16 protein-coding genes and 1 pseudogene are annotated in these 22,371 nt (G+C 58.1%); 6 read left to right on the top strand and 11 right to left on the bottom strand.

Going from position 1 to position 22,371, the window contains the following annotated elements:
• Positions 1–163 precede the first annotated feature (163 nt).
• The 3 genes from tnpB to AAFG16_RS18090 all read left to right on the top strand — a co-directional run bounded on the left by tnpB (position 164) and on the right by AAFG16_RS18090 (position 2,564).
• On the top strand, positions 164–388 hold the full coding sequence (tnpB, locus tag AAFG16_RS18100; protein WP_342739966.1) for an IS66 family insertion sequence element accessory protein TnpB: 225 nt from the start codon (positions 164–166) through the stop codon (positions 386–388).
• Positions 389–511: 123 nt separating this feature from the next.
• Complete coding sequence (locus AAFG16_RS18095; protein WP_342740934.1) at positions 512–1,990, top strand: IS66 family transposase; 1,479 nt, start codon at positions 512–514, stop codon at positions 1,988–1,990.
• Positions 1,991–2,291: 301 nt separating this feature from the next.
• On the top strand, positions 2,292–2,564 hold the full coding sequence (locus AAFG16_RS18090; RefSeq protein WP_342740053.1) for a hypothetical protein: 273 nt from the start codon (positions 2,292–2,294) through the stop codon (positions 2,562–2,564).
• A 49-nt stretch (positions 2,565–2,613) separates the two neighbouring features.
• Here AAFG16_RS18090 and AAFG16_RS18085 read toward each other — a convergent pair whose 3' ends face one another.
• Positions 2,614–4,029 (bottom strand): hypothetical protein, encoded by a 1,416-nt coding sequence (locus AAFG16_RS18085; RefSeq protein ID WP_342740052.1) that lies wholly within the window; start codon positions 4,027–4,029, stop codon positions 2,614–2,616.
• Positions 3,992–5,050, bottom strand: a complete 1,059-nt coding sequence (locus tag AAFG16_RS18080; RefSeq protein ID WP_342740050.1) for a nucleoid-associated protein — start codon at positions 5,048–5,050, stop codon at positions 3,992–3,994. Before AAFG16_RS18080 ends, AAFG16_RS18085 begins: the two co-directional genes overlap by 38 nt.
• 744 nt (positions 5,051–5,794) lie before the next feature.
• Here AAFG16_RS18080 and AAFG16_RS18075 point away from each other — a divergent pair.
• A pseudogene (locus AAFG16_RS18075) lies at positions 5,795–7,626 on the top strand (EAL domain-containing protein); the annotation flags it as partial.
• Between the two features lie 502 nt (positions 7,627–8,128).
• On the opposite strand, the gene AAFG16_RS18070 reads toward AAFG16_RS18075, so the two are convergent.
• A complete protein-coding gene (locus AAFG16_RS18070; protein ID WP_342740049.1) occupies positions 8,129–8,293 on the bottom strand; it encodes a hypothetical protein in 165 nt (54 codons plus the stop codon).
• 598 nt (positions 8,294–8,891) lie between these two features.
• Between AAFG16_RS18070 and AAFG16_RS18065 the strand changes: the two genes are divergently transcribed.
• On the top strand, positions 8,892–9,776 hold the full coding sequence (locus AAFG16_RS18065; protein ID WP_342740048.1) for a DMT family transporter: 885 nt from the start codon (positions 8,892–8,894) through the stop codon (positions 9,774–9,776).
• Positions 9,777–9,794: 18 nt separating this feature from the next.
• On the opposite strand, the gene AAFG16_RS18060 is transcribed toward AAFG16_RS18065, so the two are convergent.
• Positions 9,795–12,431: an EAL domain-containing protein gene (locus AAFG16_RS18060; protein ID WP_342740047.1), complete on the bottom strand. Its 2,637-nt coding sequence runs from the start codon at positions 12,429–12,431 to the stop codon at positions 9,795–9,797.
• Between the two features lie 186 nt (positions 12,432–12,617).
• On the opposite strand from AAFG16_RS18060, the gene AAFG16_RS18055 reads away from it, so the two are divergent.
• Positions 12,618–13,478 (top strand): hypothetical protein, encoded by an 861-nt coding sequence (locus tag AAFG16_RS18055; protein WP_342740046.1) that lies wholly within the window; start codon positions 12,618–12,620, stop codon positions 13,476–13,478.
• 358 nt (positions 13,479–13,836) lie between these two features.
• Here AAFG16_RS18055 and AAFG16_RS18050 read toward each other — a convergent pair whose 3' ends face one another.
• From AAFG16_RS18050 to sfnG, 7 genes are all read right to left on the bottom strand, one after another.
• Entirely contained in the window at positions 13,837–15,033 is a 1,197-nt protein-coding gene (locus AAFG16_RS18050; protein ID WP_342740045.1) for an acyl-CoA dehydrogenase family protein, read from the bottom strand.
• Between the two features lie 22 nt (positions 15,034–15,055).
• Entirely contained in the window at positions 15,056–15,850 is a 795-nt protein-coding gene (locus tag AAFG16_RS18045) for an ABC transporter ATP-binding protein (RefSeq protein ID WP_342740933.1), read from the bottom strand.
• Positions 15,851–15,920: 70 nt separating this feature from the next.
• The gene (locus AAFG16_RS18040; protein WP_342740044.1) at positions 15,921–17,252 is read right to left on the bottom strand and encodes an ABC transporter substrate-binding protein; all 1,332 of its coding nucleotides are present in this window, start codon (positions 17,250–17,252) and stop codon (positions 15,921–15,923) included.
• A 28-nt stretch (positions 17,253–17,280) separates the two neighbouring features.
• Positions 17,281–18,327: a branched-chain amino acid ABC transporter permease gene (locus tag AAFG16_RS18035; RefSeq protein ID WP_342740043.1), complete on the bottom strand. Its 1,047-nt coding sequence runs from the start codon at positions 18,325–18,327 to the stop codon at positions 17,281–17,283.
• A gap of 3 nt (positions 18,328–18,330) precedes the next feature.
• On the bottom strand, positions 18,331–19,224 hold the full coding sequence (locus AAFG16_RS18030; RefSeq protein WP_342740042.1) for a branched-chain amino acid ABC transporter permease: 894 nt from the start codon (positions 19,222–19,224) through the stop codon (positions 18,331–18,333).
• The gene (locus AAFG16_RS18025; protein WP_342740932.1) at positions 19,224–20,051 is read right to left on the bottom strand and encodes an ABC transporter ATP-binding protein; all 828 of its coding nucleotides are present in this window, start codon (positions 20,049–20,051) and stop codon (positions 19,224–19,226) included. Before AAFG16_RS18025 ends, AAFG16_RS18030 begins: the two co-directional genes overlap by 1 nt.
• Before the next feature lie 118 nt (positions 20,052–20,169).
• Complete coding sequence (sfnG, locus tag AAFG16_RS18020) at positions 20,170–21,276, bottom strand: dimethylsulfone monooxygenase SfnG (protein ID WP_342740041.1); 1,107 nt, start codon at positions 21,274–21,276, stop codon at positions 20,170–20,172.
• Between the last annotated feature and the right edge of the window lie 1,095 nt (positions 21,277–22,371).

Here is a 22,371-nt window from a genome sequence, read left to right as displayed (position 1 = left end):
GGGGATCCCGCGTCCGCACGAGGGGCACGAAATATTATGTGGCGGAAGAATCCAGCCGTGGCCGGCCCTGGCTGGCGTTAGCGCGCCTCCGCCACATAATCTCGTCCGACACATAAGAACGGTTATGTTGCACGCAACATAACCGTTCGACGGCGCTGTTTATGTGTTCCGTGCCAAGCGGGCGGACCGGATCAAGCTGATCTTCTGGGATGGTACGGGTTTGTGCCTGTTCGCCAAGCGGCTCGAGGAAGGCGTCTTCCGCTGGCCGAAGATCGAGGATGGCGTGATGCGTTTGTCAGCGGCAGAATTGTCGGCGCTGCTCGAAGGGCTTGATTGGCGGCGTGTCCACGCGGCACGGGAGACGGTCGTCCCGACGCAGGCCGGATAATTGTGGGGCCGCGCTGCGGCGAAGTGAATCAGGGGCATCGAGCACGTCGTCAGGCGGGCGCGAATATGCTCTGATTTGCGTGTGAGCGATAACCTTCCTGATGATCCCGAGACGCTGAAGGCGATGCTGCTGGCCGAGCGGCACGAGAGCGAGCGGCTGCGCCAGATCATCAAAGAGCTGCAGCGTCATCGCTTTGGCCGGAAGGCAGAGTCGCTTCCCGAAGAGCAGATGCTGCTCGGTCTCGAGGACGTCCAACAGGTTGCGGCCTGTACGGAAGCGAGCCAGGACGAGACAGCTCCGGAAGGCCGGGCGGAGCGCGCACGCAAGCGCCGCAACAATCGCGGAGCACTACCGGCGCATCTGCCGCGGATCGAGGTCGTGGTCGACCTCGATGACAAGACCTGCCCCTGCTGCAATGGCGACCTACACCAGATCGGCGAAGACAAGAGCGAGCGGCTGGACATGGTGCCGGCCCAGTTCCGCGTTGTGGTCACCCGACGTCCCAAATACGCCTGCCGAGCCTGTGAGGATGGCGTCATGCAGGCCGAGGCTCCGGCCCGGCTGATCGAGGGCGGACTGCCGACGGAGGCAACCGTCGCGCAGGTTCTGGTGTCCAAATATGCCGATCACCTGCCGCTATATCGGCAAGCCCAGATCTATGGCCGCCAGGGCATCGCCCTCGATCGATCGACGCTGGCAGACTGGGTTGGGCATGCCGCCTTCCATCTGCGTCCGCTGCATCAGCGCCTTCTCACGGTGCTTCGCGCGAGGTCCAAGCTGTTCGCCGACGAGACGACGGTGCCGGTGCTCGATCCCGGTCGCGGGCGCACCAAGACCGGCCAGCTCTGGGCCTATGCCGCCGACGACAGGCCCTGGGGCGGCCTCGATCCGCCCGGCATCGCCTATGTCTATGCACCCGACCGCAAAGCCGAGCGGCTGTTCAGCCATCTTGCCGGCTTCAAGGGCGTCCTGCAGGTCGATGGCTACAACGCCTACCCAAAGCTTGCCGATCGCGGAGAGGTCGAGCTCGCCTTCTGCTGGGTGCACATGCGGCGCAACTTCTACGAACTCGCCACCGCCGGCCCCGCGCCGATCGCGAGCGAGGCGCTGAAGCACATCGCCGCATTCTACGCGATCGAGAAGGAGATCCGCGGCCGCAGCGCGGAGGAGCGTCGCCTCGTGCGGCAGCAGAAGAGCCGACCACCGGCCGATGCCTTCGAGGTATGGCTGCGCGCCAAGCTGGCTCTCATCAGCCAGAAGATCAAGCTCGCCGAGGCCATCCGCTACGCCCTCTCGCGCTGGCAAGGCTTAACGCGCTTCATCGATGACGGCCGCATCGAACTCGACAACAATACGGTCGAACGATCAATCCGTGGCATCAAGCTCAGTCGCAAGAACGCGCTGTTTGCCGGATCCGACGGGGGCGCCGAACATTGGGCCGTCGTCGCAACCTTGGTCGAGACTTGCAAGATCAACGACGTCGATCCGCTCGCCTATCTCACTGACGTCCTGACCAGGATCGTCAACGGGCATCCAAACCGAGACATCGACCAGCTACTGCCCTGGGCCTGCCGAGCTCAAGCCCTCAAAGCCGTGGCCTGAGAACGACGCTTACGGTGGATCGCGAGAGGACAAGATATGATGCTGCTATGGATGTAGCCCCTTCTATGGTCGGTCTCGTCGAAAGAGGAACATCGCCGATCATCGACCTTGTCGATTCGGTAACCCGACTGTTGGCTCAGGCAAAAAGCACAGAGCTGCTGGAATTACCGCCGCCCTGAGAACGAAAAAAGCTGGAGGCGCCACGCAAACAGCTGCCGAAACCAAACCGCGATCTGGACGACGACATTCCGTTCTAAGTGAACCCCCGCCACTCAATCGACGTGCGAGGCTGGCGAAGATCATGACCACAGAAGACGAAAAGAAGCCCGGCAAAGAACGGCACACCATTAACGAAATGCCCCTCTACCCATCGGAGGCTCAGATCGCGCGCTGGGTGATCGCGCCAAAGACTGGAAGCGCACAGCAAAGGTGCTGGAGGACAAGGAGGGCTTACCGAAAAATCAACGAGCTGATGGGCGGCAGATTTTGGCCGGCAGTGATCGCGTTCTTTTATGGCTGGCAGCACATCTCGCTGGACCATACGCGGGTTGAACCAAGCAGATGGCCGACCTAGAATTGAGATAGTTCCGTCTCCAGTCGGGCGAAAAACGTAGGGCAAATGATCACTTCGTTCTAACGGGTGACGACGCTTTGTTTCCAGGTCCCTGCCCGACCTTCTCTGTCGCTGGGGCTCCCGAACCACTCTGGTTCGAGGGAAGCGGGATAAAGGACACTGCGATAACGGCGGCCAAGAGCAGGACCGCCAATACACCGCTTATCTGGGCTGCAACGTTGAAGCCGGCCTCTGCCTCAGCAGCGGGCTTCGTAACCATCATGGAATACTCTGCCTCGGGTAGAAAACGGTAAAGCCTCTCGCGCCACTGCACTCGCAACTCGCGCTGTATCCGCACGAACTGGTATCCGCTTATAATCACGGAACCAACGTATGCACAAAGCACGATTCCGAGAATCAGAATAGCGGTCAAAATAACCGGGCTGTTGACTGAAACAGTTAAACGCGCAGCGATGACTCCCACCCCGGCGAAAAGAGCGCCTGCGACTGCGGTAGCTAGTTGACGGGTCGCATCAGAGAGCTTCGTTGTTTCGTCAGTAACCGCCTTCCTCAAATCGGCCATGGCCTTAAGTGAATCTAGGCTAAGCTTGTGAAGCCCCAATTGAAGCGCAATCTTGGCCCCTTCTAGCGAGGGTGAAGCACCTCTTTCGAATAAGAGCGACGCATTGTTGTTCGGCACACTGGTCCTAGCTAGCTCAGCTGCAAGAAGGCCATGCCGTGTTTCGGCATCCCGTTCAGACTCGTAAATCCACCGAGCAGCCGCTTGCACAGCCTCAAAGCCGTTCGATGATATTGTCGCGGCCGAGTCGCGGGATACCGTGTATCGAGAAACCGGCGGCCCACGAAACATCAAGGCGCCATCGGGTTCAATCTCATTCGCCATTGAGATGAACAGCGAGGCGGCAGACAAGTTTATCCATACGCGTGCTGCACCTTCGTCCCAAGGTGCGCGCGCGCCATCCTTCAGCAGCCAGCGTCCCAAGCTATCAGGCACGCGAGAGACGGTGCTACTATCGCGAACGAATTTTCGAGGGCTGCAGGCGACAGGCTTAGGCGTAAACTCAGTCGCGTCGCCCCAAGGGGCATACCGCACATCATGGGTTTCGAATGCGGTCTCTAGGCGGGCTACCCACACGACCGTTCGCTCTGGTGGCCGCGACAACCAATCGGCCAGTGCCACGTTGGTCACAACGGAACTGACTTCGTTCGGAACGCCATCTTTAGTGATGGTGATCTTAAATGGACTGAAATCTGATGTTATATCGCTGAGACCGACCGCTGCTTCAGTGGCGTCCTCGATCACAAATTTCCAAGCTACGTCGACCGAACTCTTCGCCAGAGACTTTGCGTCCGACGCCGACAGGCCTCCGACAGCAAGCAGTTCGTCGGTCTCTGTTATAAACGCGCGCTTTTGTGCCGCCCAATCATCAAGCGTCTGCGCGAGACTTTTCAGGGAGTGTTCCATCTTCCACCAAGTGCTCAGACGTCCGTATCGTGATGGTCCACCCTCCGGAGCCATTTGGCTGGCGCGAAACCGCGCGATTTTCCTGCTCCCCAGGGTATATGAGCAAGACGCCCTCCTTTGTCTGCACTTTACGACGTGGGGCCCTACGAAGAGACTCTGGATCTGGCTTGAAAGTGACGCCAGCTAGCTTCTTGTCCTTCAGTTGTCTCGAAAGAACCTTTTCGATCTCTGCCCTAACGTCCTCGTTAGGTCTTCCAGCAGCAACGAACAGCGCCTCGCGGATGCTTTCGTCATCTACGTTTTCCCTTCCTCGCAAAAAATCTTTGGTCGTGGAGACCGCTGAAGGGACATCCTGATCAGGAAGTTGCATTTTACATTTTTGAAGTGTGCCTCGGATCACCTCGTTCAATCTTTCACTGAGTTCTTTGGCGTCGCGATCACGGACCACCTCTAGAAATTTTTGGAAGTAGTCGGTCAAGTCTGGCGCGTCACCCATGCGATCAATGGCAGATACGCCGCTTTCGACGACACCATTCTTAACACGCACCAAGCAAGACTTCTGGATCGCTCGCTTTTCTCGCACAAAAGCATGGACAATCTGCCGGAGTGCGTTTCGCCCCTTATGAGCGTACAACTCTATTGCTTGGCGATAGTCATATTTTATGAGGCTGTAAAACAGCACCCTGGGATCGTCGGTTTCCAGCTCAAAGACGAAAAACGCTCCGTCTCGACTACTACCAACATGGTCATTGGAAAATCGGCGAGAGAGTTCCTGCGCCCCCTCCTCAAAGCTTATCTTCTGGCTTCCGATCTGCTGAAGCAGCGCTTTCGTGGTCGACTTGCTCTCGAACCGGTGAACGCCGCTAGCTGCCGCATCTTGAATTCTAGCCAAGAAGAAATCTATGTGCTCAACGCCATCCATGACCGGCTGTGGCTCGAATTCTTCCTTGCCACCAACAACGTGCACAATCATCTGCCGTATGCGAAGAGAAGCGATCTCATTGTCTGTGAGAAAGCTCATTCTAGTCCCCCCAATTGCTGCGGGGACCTTGCTAGTTTTCGGTGCAAACGTCAATTGCACCTTCCTCCAAGCCGCACCTGTCGTTGTAGCGTGTGCCGGGGGCTAGCCGACTCGATTTCTGCGGGCCGGGGCCCCCTGACCGCCGCGAGTCGGCCATCTCGTGGCTTGCGAATTAAGCAGCCACTCGCGTCGCCTTCCAATCCATCGGCTTTGGCCTAATCGGCTTCCCCGCCATCCTCCGGCCAACGGACCGCGCGTTGCGCCACAGCGAGCGCGTTCGCTTCAAGTGAACGCAAAGGCGAGCAGGCTCGAGCAGAGCACCACCAGACCGACCGCTGTCAGTGTCAGGAAGCTGTCGGAGACAAGGTCACGATTGCGCATGAAACACCCACGATTGCTCCGTAGGAGCGAAGGCAGCAGTCCCGCCTTGGCTCGACGAGAAAACCACCAGCCACCGCCACGAGCGCCTTCTGCCGCCGGCGCTCGTACTAGATCTCGGGAATGGGACACCGCCTAGAGGGATGCGAAGATCGTCGTGCCCACACATCACCTCTATTGGCCTGGGCGACATTAGACTTGGCCTTGCGTTCGCATCGCGCGTTTCTTGGGGTGAACCCGCAGCATTGCTTCGTTCTATCGGATATGGCGCAGGAAGACGGCGAGATGCCGGGCGTCCACGATCGGCACAAGCTGCGTCATCCTACCGATGTCATCGATAGAGAAAGTCGTCGATGCAGGTGGCCGTATTCCCTGGGCATAATGCTGGCCAACGCCTGCAATGCGACGGTTCTTGCAATTGCCCTCTGGCACTCGCCCGACAGAAACTATGCCCTGATCTGGGCAGCTGCCGTGGTTTGCGGCGCGTTATCGATAGGCTTGAAGGCGCGTTTATCACGACGGATTACGAAGCCGCAGTTCGTCTCCCGACAGGCCATGCATCGGCTTGTGCGAAATGCGCTCGTTCTTGGAACCGCTTGGGCGGTCGTTCCGGTAGCTTTCTTCGCCGACGCCTCAAATGGTGGCCAACTCGTGATCACATGCCTTTGCTCCGGGATGCTCGCGGGCGGAGCATTCGTGTTCGCGACGATTCCGGTGGCGGCGGTTGCATTCACGGCTCCGATTTTTGTGGGTACTGCAATCTGCCTCGCCAGAAATGGCGATTTCGTCTATCTGCTCGTCGCTATCCTTATTGTGGCCTATGGCTTCGTGCTTCTGCGAGGCGTTTTCGCCCATTCTTTCGAATTCACGAAACGCACCATTGCTCAATTGGAGGCCGAACGGAGGGTGCGGCGGGATCCCCTGACCCACTTGCCGAACCGTTTCGCCTTCAATGAAAGCCTCGAAGCTGCCCTCAACCGATTGGCTCGCTCCGGCGAGGAATTCGCAGTTTTTTTGATTGATCTCGATCGCTTTAAGGAAGTGAACGACAAATTCGGCCATCCCGCAGGAGATGAGTTCCTCGTTCAGGCCGCGGCGAGACTGCGACGATGCGCGCGTGAGACCGATACTGTCGCGCGGATCGGCGGCGACGAATTTGCGCTGATCGTGACCAATCTGGCCAAAGCCGAAGACGCGTTGGAAATCGCCGAGCGCTGCGTCAGCGCTTTCGGCGAACCATTCCTGATCGAAAGATGCGAGATCGCGGGCACAACGAGCGTCGGGATCGCGTTGGCCCCGCGTGACGGCAATACGTCTCATGTGCTCCTGAAAAATGTCGACCTTGCGCTCTATCGCGCCAAAAAAGCGGGTCCCGGAACGGTTCGCTTCTTTGAGGTCAGCGACGACAAATCAGCGCGCGATCGCAGGACGCTGCAACGGGATCTGGAGGAGGCGATCGGGAAAGACGAGCTTTTTCTCGTCTACCAACCGTTCTTTGATATTCGCGAGAACCGAGTAACCGGCTTTGAGGCCTTGCTGCGCTGGCAACATCCTGTCTGGGGAGTCATTTCGCCGGCTGAGTTCATTCCAATTGCCGAAGAAACCGGCTTGATCCACCCGATTGGTGAGTGGGTGGTCCGACGCGCCTGCTTGACGCTGTCGAACTGGCCCTCTGATCTCAGGGTCGCCGTGAATCTCTCGGCAGCTCAATTCCATAACACCAGCATCCTACAAACAATCGTGCAGGCCCTGGCGGAGGCCAGAGTTGCCCCTAGCCGCCTGGAAATCGGATAACGGAGTCGATGCTGATTTCAAAATACGGGCCGGCATCATCGATCCTGAATTCACTCCTGCAACTGGGGGTGACGGTGGCGCTCGACGATTTCGGAACAGGATTTTCATCGCTGACCTATTTGCTGAAATTGCCTTACACCCGCATCAAAATCGATCAGTCATTTATACGCGACATGCTGACACGGCCGGATAGCGCGGCGATCGTAAAATCAATAATCACGCTGGCGCAGGATCTGCACATTGGCGTGGTCGCGGAAGGCGTCGAGACCACCGAGCAGCTCGGGTGTTTGCGCCAAACGAGCTGTGATGAAGTCCAAGGATATCTCATCGGTCGGCCGGTATCAGCCGACCGCATCTTCGCCCTGCTCGATCAAAATAAGCAATGGTCCACCCCTGCCGCCTGAAACGCCTTGTACAAGCCGAGCGACCATCATGCCGCAACGTCGCGTGCGGTGCTGACATTGCTAGCGGAATCCATGACAGGATAGGTATGTGATCGACTTGCGACATCACGGCTACGGCGTCCAAGTCCTTCATACCGTCTTGTTGTTCAGCGCCAAGGGTAAGGCCGATATCGATCGAACAGGTCGAAGGGTCTATCGGAGGTTATCGCAGCCGCGAAGCCGCCGCGCTGCCGCAGCAGCACATCGCAAATAGCGAACCACTTCCAAGATGATAATTGCGCGTTATTTTGGGTACGAATACCAGCATCAACGTCATCAACCTGCTTCAACAGCTGGCGTGGCGCGAGTTCTGAACCTCGTCGAGTAGACTGAGCCGCGTGACTCGCGATGCGTGCCACAGTCAAGAGGGCCATCTGTGCCAGAGGCCGGAAGGGCGGGCGGCGTCCTACCGGCTCACCTCAGGTTCGGCAAATAAGCCCTGCCGCGACAATCGTTTCATGCTCTATAAGGGCCTACCGCGACTGTTCGCCGAGCTCGCCTGGTGCGCGGCGACCGTCACCACCAACGCCTGTTGCACGATCTCGGCCGCATCGAGCTTCTGCTCCTCGATCACCGCGGCCTTGAGCCGTTCGACTTTGGCGCTCCTTGCGCGGCAGTTCGGGTCCACTAATGGTCTTCCGTTCACGCACAGCTGCCGGCTCAAGGCCGCAGCGAGCCGACCGCTCCAAATAAACTTCTAGATCTGGATCGTTGACATCGATTGCCCACCACGTTCCGTCCAAGCATATCAAGGGTGAAGAGACGAGACCTTTACGTTCCTTGCCAGAACGCGGGTCGTTAAGCTCAAGTTTCACGTTTTTCACTCCCACCCAATTCAGATTCGGTGTCGGCAACCTATTCCGAAATGGCTCCAGATTTGGTTGGAAGAAAAAGAACACTTTTAGGCATTTGCCCGGCAATTACCTGGGTCACGCGGCCAGGCAAGGGCGTGTTTGGCTGGGCTATTCTGCAATCGGACCCGCCCTGTTTCCAAAATTAACCAAGAATTGTTTCTGTTACCCATAACGCTTTCTTAAGACTTAAGCTAAGCGAGCCTAAGTTTTGCTAGTGGCTCGCAAGCGATAGTCGCGCGGCAAACGCTGACGCAATCTTCCCATTTCATGGAAAACATGATGAGAGATCTTACGGACACCGTCGGCCATCCACAGAAGCCGATGGCCATTCCCGGCTTACGGAAGGATGACGTTGTTCGCGGAATATATTGCATGATCGCCGCGAGCGTGATGTTCGCACTATCGAGCGCACTATCGAAATGGCAAGCCGCTCTCTATCCGGTTGGCGAGGTTATGTTCTTTCGCTCCATTTCTGCGTTTGTCCTCTGTGCTGCATTGATCCTCCCGGCAACGGGCATGTCGGTCTTTAACACTCGGCGGCCCCGCGCCCACCTTGCGCGCGGGCTGTCGCAGTCGATCTCGCAAACGTTCACTGTCATCGCCGTTAGTCTGATGCCTCTTGCAGGAGCGATCGCGATCAATTTTTCTGCATCATTGTGGGCGGCCTTGCTGTCATTAATCTGGCTTAAGGAGCGAGCCGGCATCGCGCGTTGGAGCGCGCTGGTAACGGGATTCGTGGGGGTCATCGTTGTGGTAAATCCAGGTGCAGATTCGTTGCAGATTGGCGCATTATTTGCGCTGGCAAACGCGGTTATGTATGGCAGCGTCACGGTTGCCGTTCGCGGAATGACCGCAACTGAGTCTGCAAAGACGCTGTTGATGTGGCAGATGCTTACGGTAACCTTCTTTCATTCCTTCTTACTGCTGTTTGGATTCCGGGTGCCGGCGCCGGCTGACGCAATCATGTTGACCCTGAGCGGTGTTACAAACGCCGCGGCACAATATTTTTGGACGCAAGCGCTCCACCTAGCCCCGGCCGCCGCCGTCTCGCCATTCTATTACCTGACGCTCGTCTGGGCACTTGCGATTGGATTTTTCGTTTGGGGCGACGTACCGACGCTTCTTCTTCTGATCGGGTCCGGCATTGTTGTTGCATCGGGCCTGTTCCTGCTCGTGCACGAGGCTCGGCGACCAACGAAGAAGCCGATCCTCGGTGGACAAACTGGAGAATCCGGCCTTCAGAAAGTCGCTGGGTAAGCGAGCGGGTCCCGAACTCTAGGCGACAAATTTGCGCCCGGGCGACCATTTGGCAATCATTTCAGGAACTGTCGCTATTGGAACAGGCGGACTGAACAGATAGCCTTGCCCTTCGTCGCAATCGAGCGCCGCGAGAAACTCGTACTGTCCGGCGGTTTCGATGCCTTCTGCCAACGTCGTCATTCCCAGAGCGCGAGCAATACTCACCACGGCTTGCACAATTACGACGTGCTCGGTGCCTTCAGCAAGGTCAGAAACAAACGACCTATCTATCTTGATTTTGTCGAATGGGAAGCTGCGGAGATAACTGAGAGAGGAATACCCCGTACCGAAGTCGTCCAACGAAATACGGACGCCGAGTTGCTTCAACTGACGCAGGGTAGATAGGGTGGATTCATTATTGGTCATGAATACTCCCTCGGTAATTTCAAGCTCAAGGCGATGCGGCTGAAGTCCGGTTTCCGCCAGGGCGTGTCTCACGACCTCGGAGAGATTGGAAGCCGAAAACTGAATGGGGGAAAGATTGACCGCTATCGTAAGATTGTTCGGCCAGTGCGCGGCGCAGCGGCACGCCTCTCTCAGAGCCCATTCACCAAGAGGTTGAATGAGTCCAGTATCCTCCGCTACCGCGATGAATGTTGTCGGAGGTACCATGCCATTGACAGGATGGCGCCATCGCACCAAGGCTTCGAAGCCGGTTATGATGTTGCTCCGCAAATTGAGGATGGGCTGGTAATATAGTTCCATCTCATTTTGCTCGATCGCCTCGCGCAGATCGATCTCAAGCTGCCGTCGTTCCCTAAGCTCCCTGTTCATTGCAGCATGATAGAATCTATAGCTGCCACGTCCTTGGGCTTTGACTGCGTATAGTGCCAGATCGGCGGCAATCAGAAGGTCGTCGCAATTTACTCCATCGCACGGCCCAATGGCGATACCTACACTGATTCCAGAGCGGATTCGGTGGCCTGCAATCTCAAAGGGCTTCTGTGCTGCGTCGATCATGCTATTCGCCAGGTCGGCGATCGCTGGTCGAGACCCGACCGTCGGCACGACAACTGCGAATTCATCGCCGCCGAGGCGTGCCAGCACTTCATTTGCACCGAGCGTATTCTTTAAGCGCCGGGCCATCTCCTGCAGCAACAAGTCACCGGTCTGATGACCAAGCGTATCGTTGATAGCTTTAAAACGATCAAGGTCAAGAAATAGGACGGCGAATTCCGCCGCTGGCTGCCCGTTGTCTACTGCCGATGGTTGCCGGCGGCTCATCTGGTCGAGCATGGAGCGGAACATCCGCCGGTTTGGCAGACCGGTGAGTGAATCCTCGGAACTAAGGCGGACTGCATCTGCTTCAGCGCGCGATCTTTTTGTGACGTCAGTGAAGGTTTGGACGAATCCACCATCAGGGAGACTTTCCCTGCGAATCTCGATGATTGATCCATCCGGCATCGTTCGTTCGCTAACGCCGAGTTCTCCTGCGACAAGATCTCCCAGGATTCGAACAGAAGCCTCGGTCAGTTTGCCCGTAGGTGTCTCGTATTCGGCGAGTTGATCGACTCTGGGTGGGTTCTGTATGAACTCTACGGGCAAATCCAGCAACTCGCCGCAGCGACGATTGATAATCGGAATCTGCTGATCATAGGTAACCAGCATAATTCCCTGGTTCATATACTCGAGCGTAAGGTCAAGCTGATTCGCTTTTTGCCTTGCCTTCGCGTCTATCCGTAGAAGCTGCTCAAGAGCAATGAGAACCAGCACGGTAAGTACGGTACCCACCAACGAATTCAACTTGAGTGCGCTCCGAGAGCTTTCCATGATCTGGCTTTTGCTCAAGCTAACGCTGACCCACAATGGATAGCCCTTGACCTTGCGGACAGTAATGAAACGCGCCTCGTTGTTGGCGGGATCAATGCTTTCAAATGTAGTTTCGACCCCGGCTCGCATTTGGTCGATCAGTTCTGTTCCGCTAAGATCGTCTCCAAGTGCGTAACCGACCGCGCTCCCGCCACTCGAACGAACCACGCCATCACTTCCGATCAGGGCGATCGCCGCCGCCGATCCAAAATTGATATTGTTGTAGAATTTCGTCAAATGGTCCGGATTGAGCGAGGCCACGACGACTCCGCCGAACGTCTGTTCACCGTTCACGAAGCGCCGCGTGAATTGCACGGACCATTTTCCGCTGGCACGGCCAACCACCGGCTTGCTGATAAAAAGCTGATCCGCCCTGTTGTTCAAATGAAACTTGAAGTGCTCGCGATCGCTCAGATCAAGGGCAGGGGCGGGTTGAGGCCCGCTGTTCGACGCGCGCATAATTCCCTTGTCGTCAATAATGGCGACTTGGACGATGATATCGCTCAGCACGTCGGTCGTGTTGGCAATAGCGCTAAAACTAACCGAATTTTTCCGGGTCTCGATGCTCCGTCGCAGGTATAAGAGCGCCTTATCAATTTCTCCAATTGATCGAAGAACATTCTCTTCGAATACCAGCGCAAAGTTGTGAGCGTCCCGTAGCGCCTCTCTTTCGTCCCCCCGAACATCGCCGAAGTATTTTACAACGACTCCTGCCCACATCATGGTGATGATCACCAGGCCGAAAATTGCCGAGCTTCGACGCTCAGCAATCAGCTTTGGCAACTCTAGGATTTGCAAATTCATGCCGAGAACAGGCCCCCTATCGGCAGGGCTTTACTCGTCGGATATTTCGGGCGACTTAACCTTCATTGATCGGCCACCGGAGCGTAAGGTTAACCTTAATAGATGGGCTATCTCTCTCCCGAGTTGACGTTGAGAAAAATAACCGATTATTAACTCGCGATAAAAATATCTTCTTTCGGAGTTCATATGTCCGGTTGCCATACGGTTGGTTCGAAAGAAGACGCATTAACCCACACTGAATTAAGGGCTTGTTCGCGTCACAAAGCTGTTGACGCAGCATTTGAACGACCAAGCGAAATTGCGGTGCCTGTCACTCCTCGAGCCAAGGAGATTGCGGCAGAAAAGGTCCTGCGAGCCTTTAATACCTGGGCTTTTAAGCGTGAGCAGCCTGACAACTCTATTGCAATGTTGCAGAGCATTTCCAAATCAATTGTGGTCAGAAATCCCGTTCCGTTTGTGCTCTATTGGGGAAAAGGTCCGCGGTCCAACATCGATAAGCCAGACTTGGAATGTCTCAACTATTTGTCTGCCTTGACCAGTCGGATCAGTAAAGCATATGCGCCGGGGGCGGCACTGAAGTTGATTTTCACCGATACCCATGCGGAATTGAACGGACATTCAACACAGAGCATACGCCAATATTTTGATGAAGTTGCGGATGGCGCCCGCGAACGCGGTTTCGAGAGCTGTTGGTTGGGCGACCTCACAAGGGCCGCAGAAGCGGATAACACAAGTCCTTTAATCGATGAGATCGTACCGGAGCCGACCTTCCAGCGGCTGCTTGCCAGCGCGATGAAATGGTATCGTGGAAATGGAAATTGTGAAGAAGGCGCAATAGAATATTACCGGATGAACATGGTCGAAAAACGCGCGGTCGAACGTGCATTTCCTGACTCAATTTTCATCACCTTCAATGGAAGCGAATTTCGAGGGCTTTTTCCGCCAAACCTTCCAATTTTCTACATGTATTCGCTTCGCAAAGGGATCAGCATCAAACCCTGGTTCCTCTTCCCAGATAGGGACGCCTGCGAACAGCGAGCAAGTTAGTCTCGCGTGTTGGAAATGCCGCGCTAGGCGGTTGAGATTTATTCTTCCGAGGACTGGCCGCCTTGCGCATATTGCCGGGTCTAGCTGAGAAGGTCCGCTAGAGCGGGCTTGCAGAGAGCATGATAGACCGCTGCGGCAAAGTCTCCGCAGACAATCTGCTCATCGGATGATTTCGACTCTTCAGGGGAAAGCGAACTCTCGCTGCTCAGTGGGCTCCGGCGTCCAAATGCACTTCCAATAGCGTAGCCCACATGTGGGGCGCAGGATTCCAGAGGGTACGAAGTCGCACCTTCGAAGCGACGCGTGCCGCTCCTGAGCAAGCGAGGCCCAGCGCCCCGCTGGCTCGGCGAATTTCGTTCTATTCTCCGCCCTCGTAGAACAGCTCGAGCGGCAGCCCGACCAGCGCCTTGCCGATCCAGTCGCGAGCAATCACGTTTGACGGTCCCATGGCGATGGCTGCCCGCGCGTCGCGGAAGGCGCGCTCGATGGGCCCGCGATGGTAGCCATAACCTCCCGTCACCGTGAGCGCGGCTGCCGCAACTTTGTTGGCAACTTCGGCGGCATGGACTTTGAACTCGGTTAGAGGAATGAGGATTTCGCTCTGCGGCTTACGCGCCCGCCAGAGCTCATCCAGCCTTGCCGCGAGCTCCAGGCGCCACGGCCGCAAGGTCTCGACCAACACCTTGGCTGCACCGAGCTCCTGCCGGATCGCCTGATAGTCCGATAGGCTCTTGTTTCGGTCCTTGTGAACGAAACTCGTGGCGTGCTTGACCGCTGTGTTCAACGCGCCGCGGGCGACGCCTTCCCAGACCGCGCCGAGCCCGATCAGGTAGACCGGAGATACGCCATCGTAAATGATCTGCTTGCCCTGCCCCTCAGCGCCGAGCCGGTCACGCTGCGGCACCCGTACGTTCTTGTAGCGGATCGGACCTGAGTGATTGCCGCGGACACCAAGCGCATCCCAAGGCTTGGATTCGATGCCCTCAGACTTGCCGTCGACGATGAAGAAGACGATGTCGGTCTGGTCCTTGGCGCCCGGGCTGCGCGTCTGCACGACATAGAAATCGGCTTGGCCGGAGCTCGTTGTGAACGACTTTTCGGCGTTGAGGAGATAGTTGTCACCGTCGCGCGATGCCTCGGAGAGATTATACCACCAGTGTCCACCGGTGGCGCGCTCGCTGGTCGAGTATGTCCCGAGCAGGGCGCCGTCGTTCGCCTTGAGCCAGCGCTCCTTCTGGTCGTCGTTGCCAAACAGACTGATCGTCTGGACCGCGCCGACGTGCATGACGTAGACGAGTCCGGTCGACGCATCGGCCTGTCCGATGCGGTAAGCGGCTTCCGCAAAATCAACGTGACCAAGACCAAGGCCACCAAAACGGGTTTCGTTCAACACGCCCGTCCAGCCAGCGTCCGCCAATGCGCTCAGATTTTCTCTTGGAAAGCGACTTTCCAGATCATTGCGATCCGCATTGACCTTTACGGTCGCATCAATCGCGGCATCTAGCCGGGAATAGATGTCAGAATTAATCTTGCGCGCCAGATTGTCGTTAGCCATTGATCATTCTCCCCTGTGTTCGTCAAACTGTGACAACGGCATGAATAAGCGGTGTCTCGGCGACGTCGGGTTGCGGCGAACCGCCGAGGTAGAGGGCCTTGATGTCGTCGCGGCTGCGCAATTCGGTTGATGTGCCGGACAGCACGCTGCGGCCGCTCTCGAGCACGACAGCATGGTCGGCAAAGCGCAGCGCAACCGTCGAATTCTGTTCCGCGACCAGGATTGAAAGCCCCTGCTCGCTGTTGAGCTGCTTCAGCGCTCGGAAAATGCCTTCGACGACGAGCGGCGCAAGCCCCATCGAGGGTTCGTCCAGCACCAAGAGACGTGGACGTGACATCAGCGCACGGCCTATCGCCGTCATTTGCTGCTCGCCGCCCGATGTGAGCCCCGAGATCGACCTGCGGTGATCCTTCAGTCGCGGGAAAAGCTCGTAGATCTCGTCAAGGTCGCCGCGGATCAGGCGGGACTTTGCATCGCGGCCAATGGCGCCGGTGATAAGGTTCTCCTCGACGGTCAGCGAGGGGAAGCAATGCCGGCCCTCAAGCACCGGAACAATCCCGGCCCGGACCAGCTTCGCGGACGATGCGGACACAATGTCGCGGCCGTCGAAGATGATGCGCCCGGCCGCCACTTGACCGCGCCGAGCCGGCAGCAGCGCCGAGATTGCCTGGAGCGTCGTCGACTTGCCGGCTCCGTTTGCGCCGAGGACGGCGACGATTTCGCCGCGGCGAACCGCAAACGATACGTCGTTTACCGCGCGAATGGCGTGGTTGTAGGTTGCCGCCAAGCCTTCGATCGAAAGCAGAACGTCACTCATGCCCCGATTCACCCCGCCTGAAAGCTGCGGGAGCCGGGGCTCCCGCAGTGACCCAAGTGCTGCCATTCCGCTACTGGCCGACCTGATCATCGCCGGAGGCACGGATCTTGATATTGTGCTCCTTTGCATAGGCGGCCGATGACTTCTCGATGATGGGCCGCAGGGATGCCCAATCCGGCGCGATCCAGTCCGAGACGACCTTCCATTTGCTGCCGTCCCACTGCTGGAAAGTGACGCGGCCGTCCCCTTCGTGATTGTCCCAAGTGACGTTGATCGAATGGAATAAGCCTTTGGCGCCCAGCGCCTCGACCCGTGCCGGGTCGAGCTGGAGGTGCTCAAAACCCCAGCGGACCTCGTCGCCCGTCAGGGCGCGCTTGCCGAACTTTGTCTGCGCAATCCGAACAGCTTCGACATTGAGGATGCCGTTTACGATTCCGAGGTTGTGATAGACGCTGCCGATGCGCTTCTTGTCCTCAAGATTGCCCTTGTTCGCGTCATATACGGTCTTGATCACCTCCTGGAGCACAGGATATTCGGCGCCGGAGGCCTGGGTCGTGATTGCGATGTAGCCCTTGGCGGCGTCACCGGCGGGAATCACATCTTCTTCGGAGTTGGACCAGACGTTGCCGATGATGTGATCGGCAGGGAAGCCGACCTTCTGAGCGCTCTTCAGCGCCACCGGATTCATCACGCCCCACCCTCGCAGGACCACGTAGTCCGGCTTGGCTCTGCGGATCGACAGCCATTGTGATTGCTGCTCGTTGCCGGGGTGCGGGACTTCGATCTGCTCCAGCTCAAAGCCATATTTGTCCGCCAACAGCTTGTAGATCGGGATCGTCTCCTTGCCATAGGGTGAACCATGATAGAGCACGACGATCTTCTTGCCCTTCAGCTTGTCCGCGCCGCCTTCCCTGGAGGCAATGTAATTCACGATCCCGGAGGTCTCGCTGTAGGGATTGAGCAGCAGCGGAAAGACGTAAGGGAATACGCGACCATCCGTCGAGTCGGTGCGGCCGTGGTTGATGGTGATCAGCGGCACCCTGTCCTTGGTGATCCGGTCGATCATGGCATAGGCAATGCCGACCGACAGCGGGTTCCAGGCCGCAATCCCGGGACGGCTCTTCAGCCGCTCATAGACCTCGACGCCACGCTCGACTTCGTACTGGGTCTCTCCCTCATCCCAGGTGAGCTTGACGCCGTTGACGCCGCCGTCGCGGATGTTGATCAGATTGAGGTAGTCGATGAAGCCCCCGAAAAATCCGGTTCCTCCGGCGGCATAGGGACCGACACGGTAGCTTTGCAGTGGAAAGAACTGTTCGTCGGCGTGCGCCGCCAACGTAGTGGCAAGGCCTACGGCGAGTGCCGCAGCCATCGTAACCTTCAGACGTCTCATCACGTTCATTGCAAGCTCCTTTGGGTTAAGCAAAAATTCAGATCGGACGCGCTGAGCGCCTGGCGGGCCGGATGGTGGCCCAGGCGCGGTCCCACAGCGCGACCAGCCCGCGCGGCTCTGCGATCAGAAAAGCGATGATGAGGCCACCGATCACGATGCGCTGGCTCATCTCCAGAACCCCCGAATCGAACATGCTGCCGAGCAGCGCGGCGCCGATCCGGGACAACAGGAGCGGGAAGACAACGATGAAGGCAGCGCCGATGAAGGAGCCGCGCAGCGAGGCCAGGCCGCCAATGATGATGATGAACAGGATCTGGAATGAGCGATCCAGATTGAAACCGGCTGGCTCGACCGTGCGCAAATATGCGAACGCCCAGAGCACCCCGGCAACACCAATCAGGAAGGACGAGATCGCGAAGGCGAGCAGCTTGGTGCGCAAGAGCGGCACACCAATCACCTTGGCCGCGATCTCGTGATCGCGTACCGCGATGAAGTTGCGGCCAGATTGGGAACGCAGTAATCGCAGCGTCAGAATGGTCAAAACGACCACGATCGTCAGCGAAAGGACGTAACGTTCGGCGGGGGTCGTGAAGCTTATGCCGCCGATACTGAGAATCGGCGCATCGATTACTCCTGATGGATTGTCGTTTGAGAACCAGCTGAACTTGGTCAGCGCCCACTGCACGAAGAATTGCGCAGCGAGCGTCGATACGGCGAGATAGAATCCGCGTAGCCGAAGGCTCGGCAGGCCGAATACGATGCCGATGGCCGCCGCGACGCCTCCGGCCATGACCAGATCGATAAGCAGCGGCAATGCCGGGATGCGAAGGTGAAGATTGTAGGCGGCGTAGGCGCCGACCGCCAGGAAGGCGGCCGAGCCAAGCGAGACCTGACCGGCATAGCCGGTCAGCACATTGAGCCCGACGGCCGCAAGCGACAACGCGAGGAAGGGCGTGAGCACGGCATCGAGCAGATAGTCGGTGCCCGCAAGCGGAACGATGCCGTAGGCGGCCGCGATCACGAGGACGATCCACAGGGCCTCGCTGGAGAACCAGGTCGATTTGGCGGAAGAGAGAGCCGGCATGGCCTACACCCTCTCCACCAGCTTCTGCCCGAACAGGCCCGATGGCCGGATCAACAGGAGCGCGAGGGCCGCGACATAGGCGGCCCAGGCCTCGATGCCACCGCCAAAGAATGGACCAACATAGACCTCGGCCAGCTTTTCGATGGCGCCCACCAAAAGACCGCCGACGATCGCCCCTGTAATCGAATCGAATCCACCGAGGACCAAAACCGGGAGCGCCTTCAGGACGACGAGCGACAGCGAGAACTGCACGCCAAGCCGCGCGCCCCATAGGAGTCCCCCGACGAGGGCCACGATCCCCGACGCAGTCCAGACCGCGGCCCAGACCCGCGGCAACCGCAAGCCGACCGCAAGCGCCGCAAATTGATCATCGGCAACGGCGCGGAACGACAGCCCCGTGCGGGTGTAGCGAAAGAACAGCGCAAACAGCGCGACCAGGCTGCCGGCGACCGCCGCCGCAAACAGATCGAACCGGCTGATCAACACACCCGCCACCTCGAACGGCGTGTCGCTGATGCCAATGTCGAGGCCATGCACCTGCGTGCCCCAAAGAAGCTGGGCTGCGCCCTCGATGACGTAGGAGAGCCCGAGGGTAGCCATGAACAGGGTGATTGGCGGCTGGTTGGCGAGTGGCCGCAGCACCAACCGCTCGGTGGCGATGCCCAGCCCGACCATGATGACCAGCGTCGCGGCCAATGCGGCAACGAATGGCGCGCCTCGCTCGATCATCAGACTGACGAAGGTCAGCGCCGCGAACAGCAGCATCGCGCCTTGCGCGAAGTTGAGCACGCCTGAGGTCTTGTAGATCAGCACGAACCCAATTGCGACCAGCGAGTACATCACACCCGAGAGCAGGCCGCCGATCAGCACCTCAAGCAGAAAGTGGTAATCGAGCATCAGATCGCAAGCTCCTTATCGTCCTCATGTGCGACGCCGAGATAGGCGTCGATCACCGCAGGATCGGCGCGGACCTGATCGGGCGTGCCGTCCGCGATCTTTCGCCCGTAATCGAGTACGGCCACGCGATCGGACAGGCCCATCACGACGCCGATGTCATGCTCGATCAGGACGATTGCTGCGCCAAAACTGTCGCGAGCGTTGCGCACATGCTGCGACAGCTCTCGCTTCTCGGTGAGGGACACGCCTGCGAACGGCTCGTCCAGCAGCAGGAGCTTCGGCCGCATAACGATGGCCCGCGCCAACTCGACCCGCTTCTGCAGTCCATACGGAAGCGTTCCAACAAGGCGGTCACGAACCTCGCCAAGATGCAGAAACCCGATCACTTCTTCCGTGGCCGCGTGGTTCTCCGCCTCGATCCGTCTCGCCAGCGGCGAGCCGACGATCTGCCGGAGAAACCCCGCACGCACGCGATGCGCCAGCCCCATCAGCACATTGTCGAAAACGGAAAGTCCCTTGAAGAGCGCCAGATTTTGAAACGTCCGCGCGACGCCAAGGGTTGCCAGCTTCGAGGTCGGCACTTCTCGAAAGGAGTGCTCGCCAAACCACACCTCACCGCGATCGGGCCGGTAAAGCCCGCTGACGATGTTAAGGAGCGAGCTCTTGCCGGCGCCGTTCGGTCCGATGACTGCAAGGATCTCGCCCGAATCGACCTCCAGATCGATCTCGCGAAGCGCTGCGACCCCACCAAACGCCAGCGAAATGTTCACAAGCCCGAGGGCTGGCCGTACGGGCGCCTTGGCAGACTCGCCCGCGACCCCGTCCAGCGCCTCCTCGCGTCTTTCGGTCGGTACATCCGCGTAGCGGCGTGGAGGGATCTCCTCCAGCCGATACGCTCCCGTCGCTGTCGCAATCGTCGTCACGTGACTGCCTCTCGCCTTGCGCCTATTCGGCAGCCTGAACGCGCACAGGCGTCCTTGCCTCGAGCTCGCGGACCAGCGGGATCACATGCTTGCCGAAATATTCGACCTCTTCCTGGAAGTGCAGGAACCCGAGCAGGATCAGGTCGGCGCCGGCATGTTTGAGCTCGATGATCCGTTCAGCGACTTGCTGCGGCGTGCCGATCAGGTTCGAGCGGAAGCCATCGTTGTATTGAACGAGATCCTGGAAGGTGGACTTGGCCCAGTTGCCCTCACGCTCGGGGCTGGCATTGCCGGCGTTCTGGACTTCATGGTGGAAGCCGCGAACTGCATCGGGGATCGCCTTGTCGAGGATCTCCTGCAGCACGTCCTTGGCCTCCTTTTCGGTCTGCCGGACGATCCCGAAGGCATTGATGCCGATCTTGGTCCGCCATCTCTTGCCGAAGGTCTTCTCCTTGGTCCTGATGTCCTCGACCTGCGCTTTCAGCCCCTCCGGCGTATTCCCGTTGGTGAAATACCAATCGGACACGCGAGCGGCCATATCGCGGGCCGCGCGCGAAGAGCCGCCCTGGAAGATCTCGGGCAACGGATCGAGCGGCTTCGGCTTCAGTGAATACTCGTTGAACCGATAGAAGTCTCCTTTGAACGTGAAGCTCTGTTCCGTCCAGATCCCGCGCAGGGCGCGGATGAATTCCTCCGAACGGCGGTAGCGCTCGTCGTGATCGAGCCAAGGCTCGCCGATGGCATGGAATTCGCCGCGGAACCAGCCTGATACGATGTTGACGGCAACGCGCCCATTGGTGAGCTGGCTGATCGACGCAATCTGCTTGGCGGCTACGGCCGGATTCCAAGGACCGGGAAGGAGAGCAGCAATCACCTTGAGCTTTTCGGTCGCGGCCAGCAGCGCGTGCGAAAAGCTGACGGGCTCATGTTGGTTGTCGGCGCCGTAACCGGCCGTGAAGCGGATCTGACTGAGCGCGTAGTCGAAGCCGGCCTTTTCGGCGATCTGGGCAAGCTTCCGATTATAGTCGATGTCCCAGCCGGTGCGCTGTTCGATCGAAGAGATCACAAGTCCGCCCGATACGTTCGGTACCCAGTAGGCGAATTTGACCGGCTCGTTGTTCACAGACATGCTGCCTCCTTGAGAATGACGCTTGGCGGGGAAACACCCGACGGCTTCAGCGAGGCAGCTCCGCGCGACCACGCCGCTCAGGACGAGCGGGTGCCGATGCTGCCGTTCAGCCACCGTGGTATTATTGATTTCGAAGGGCTAGAGCGATCTCAGGCCAGATCGCTCTTGCGAATTGAGACGCTACTCAGGAACGACACCAACACAACTGATCGACAAGCTCGCGCATGATCGAACGCCTCAACTTGTCGAAGATGTTGTTGCGCATTATCCGCGCTCCTGACCGGCATCATTGCCTGATGACCAATCCTCTCAGAGTTTGTTCGGCGGCGCGAGTCCAAGACGAACTATTTTTCGTCGCGCGGAGATAATCAGCTTCCTTTTATTTCGCGGCCCACGCATCTTTTGTTGCTGTGCAGCCGCAGACGAACCATCGAGTCGACACTAAGAGCCTCTTTCAAGGTCGGAGTCGTTTCCTGTCACCAGCATCTTTACTCTGCTTAAGACTGCGATTTCGACCACTTTATAGAATATGGTCATTGCACTCGCCTGCAGCGAACACGCCCCCCAAAAGATTGAGGAGATCAATTGAGCGACGGCGAAGGTCGCATTTGCTTCTAAATCCCCGTGCTGCCTTTCGCCTGATAGTCGCGGCCGGACGTACGCCGCGGCATCACGCGAGCCCCGGCTTCATGGGGGTTTTTCGCTTCGTGCGGGAGACGTCTGCTGGTTCAAAAGGCCTGCTATGTCGCTTGACTCGAGCAGGCTCATTCGAGCCAACACCTTCCAGCTCTTCGAATCTTCAATTTGATTGTTCGATAAGTAATTGAACGAAATTGGCGGTCGGAGTTGGAAACGACTGTGCGAAGAATACACAGCACCTCCCCATTCGCGAGCAGCGTTACTTCGTGTGACTTTTCATTACGCCTCTCGGTTACGGAGTTTATCGTTTCGTGCACCTAGCTGTTCCCGACATAGAATTGACCATTCAACGACACGAATTGACGGGTGCATTCTTATTTTTCGCCCGCCGTTGACGCTGGTCGATCACTATTTCGATGTATCGTTCGCTCAAAACTAAAACCGCAGCCTTTGCTG

The sequence above is a fragment of the Bradyrhizobium sp. B117 genome (assembly GCF_038969555.1).
Taxonomy (GTDB): domain Bacteria; phylum Pseudomonadota; class Alphaproteobacteria; order Rhizobiales; family Xanthobacteraceae; genus Bradyrhizobium.
This window is presented reverse-complemented; position numbering and strand designations above follow the sequence as displayed.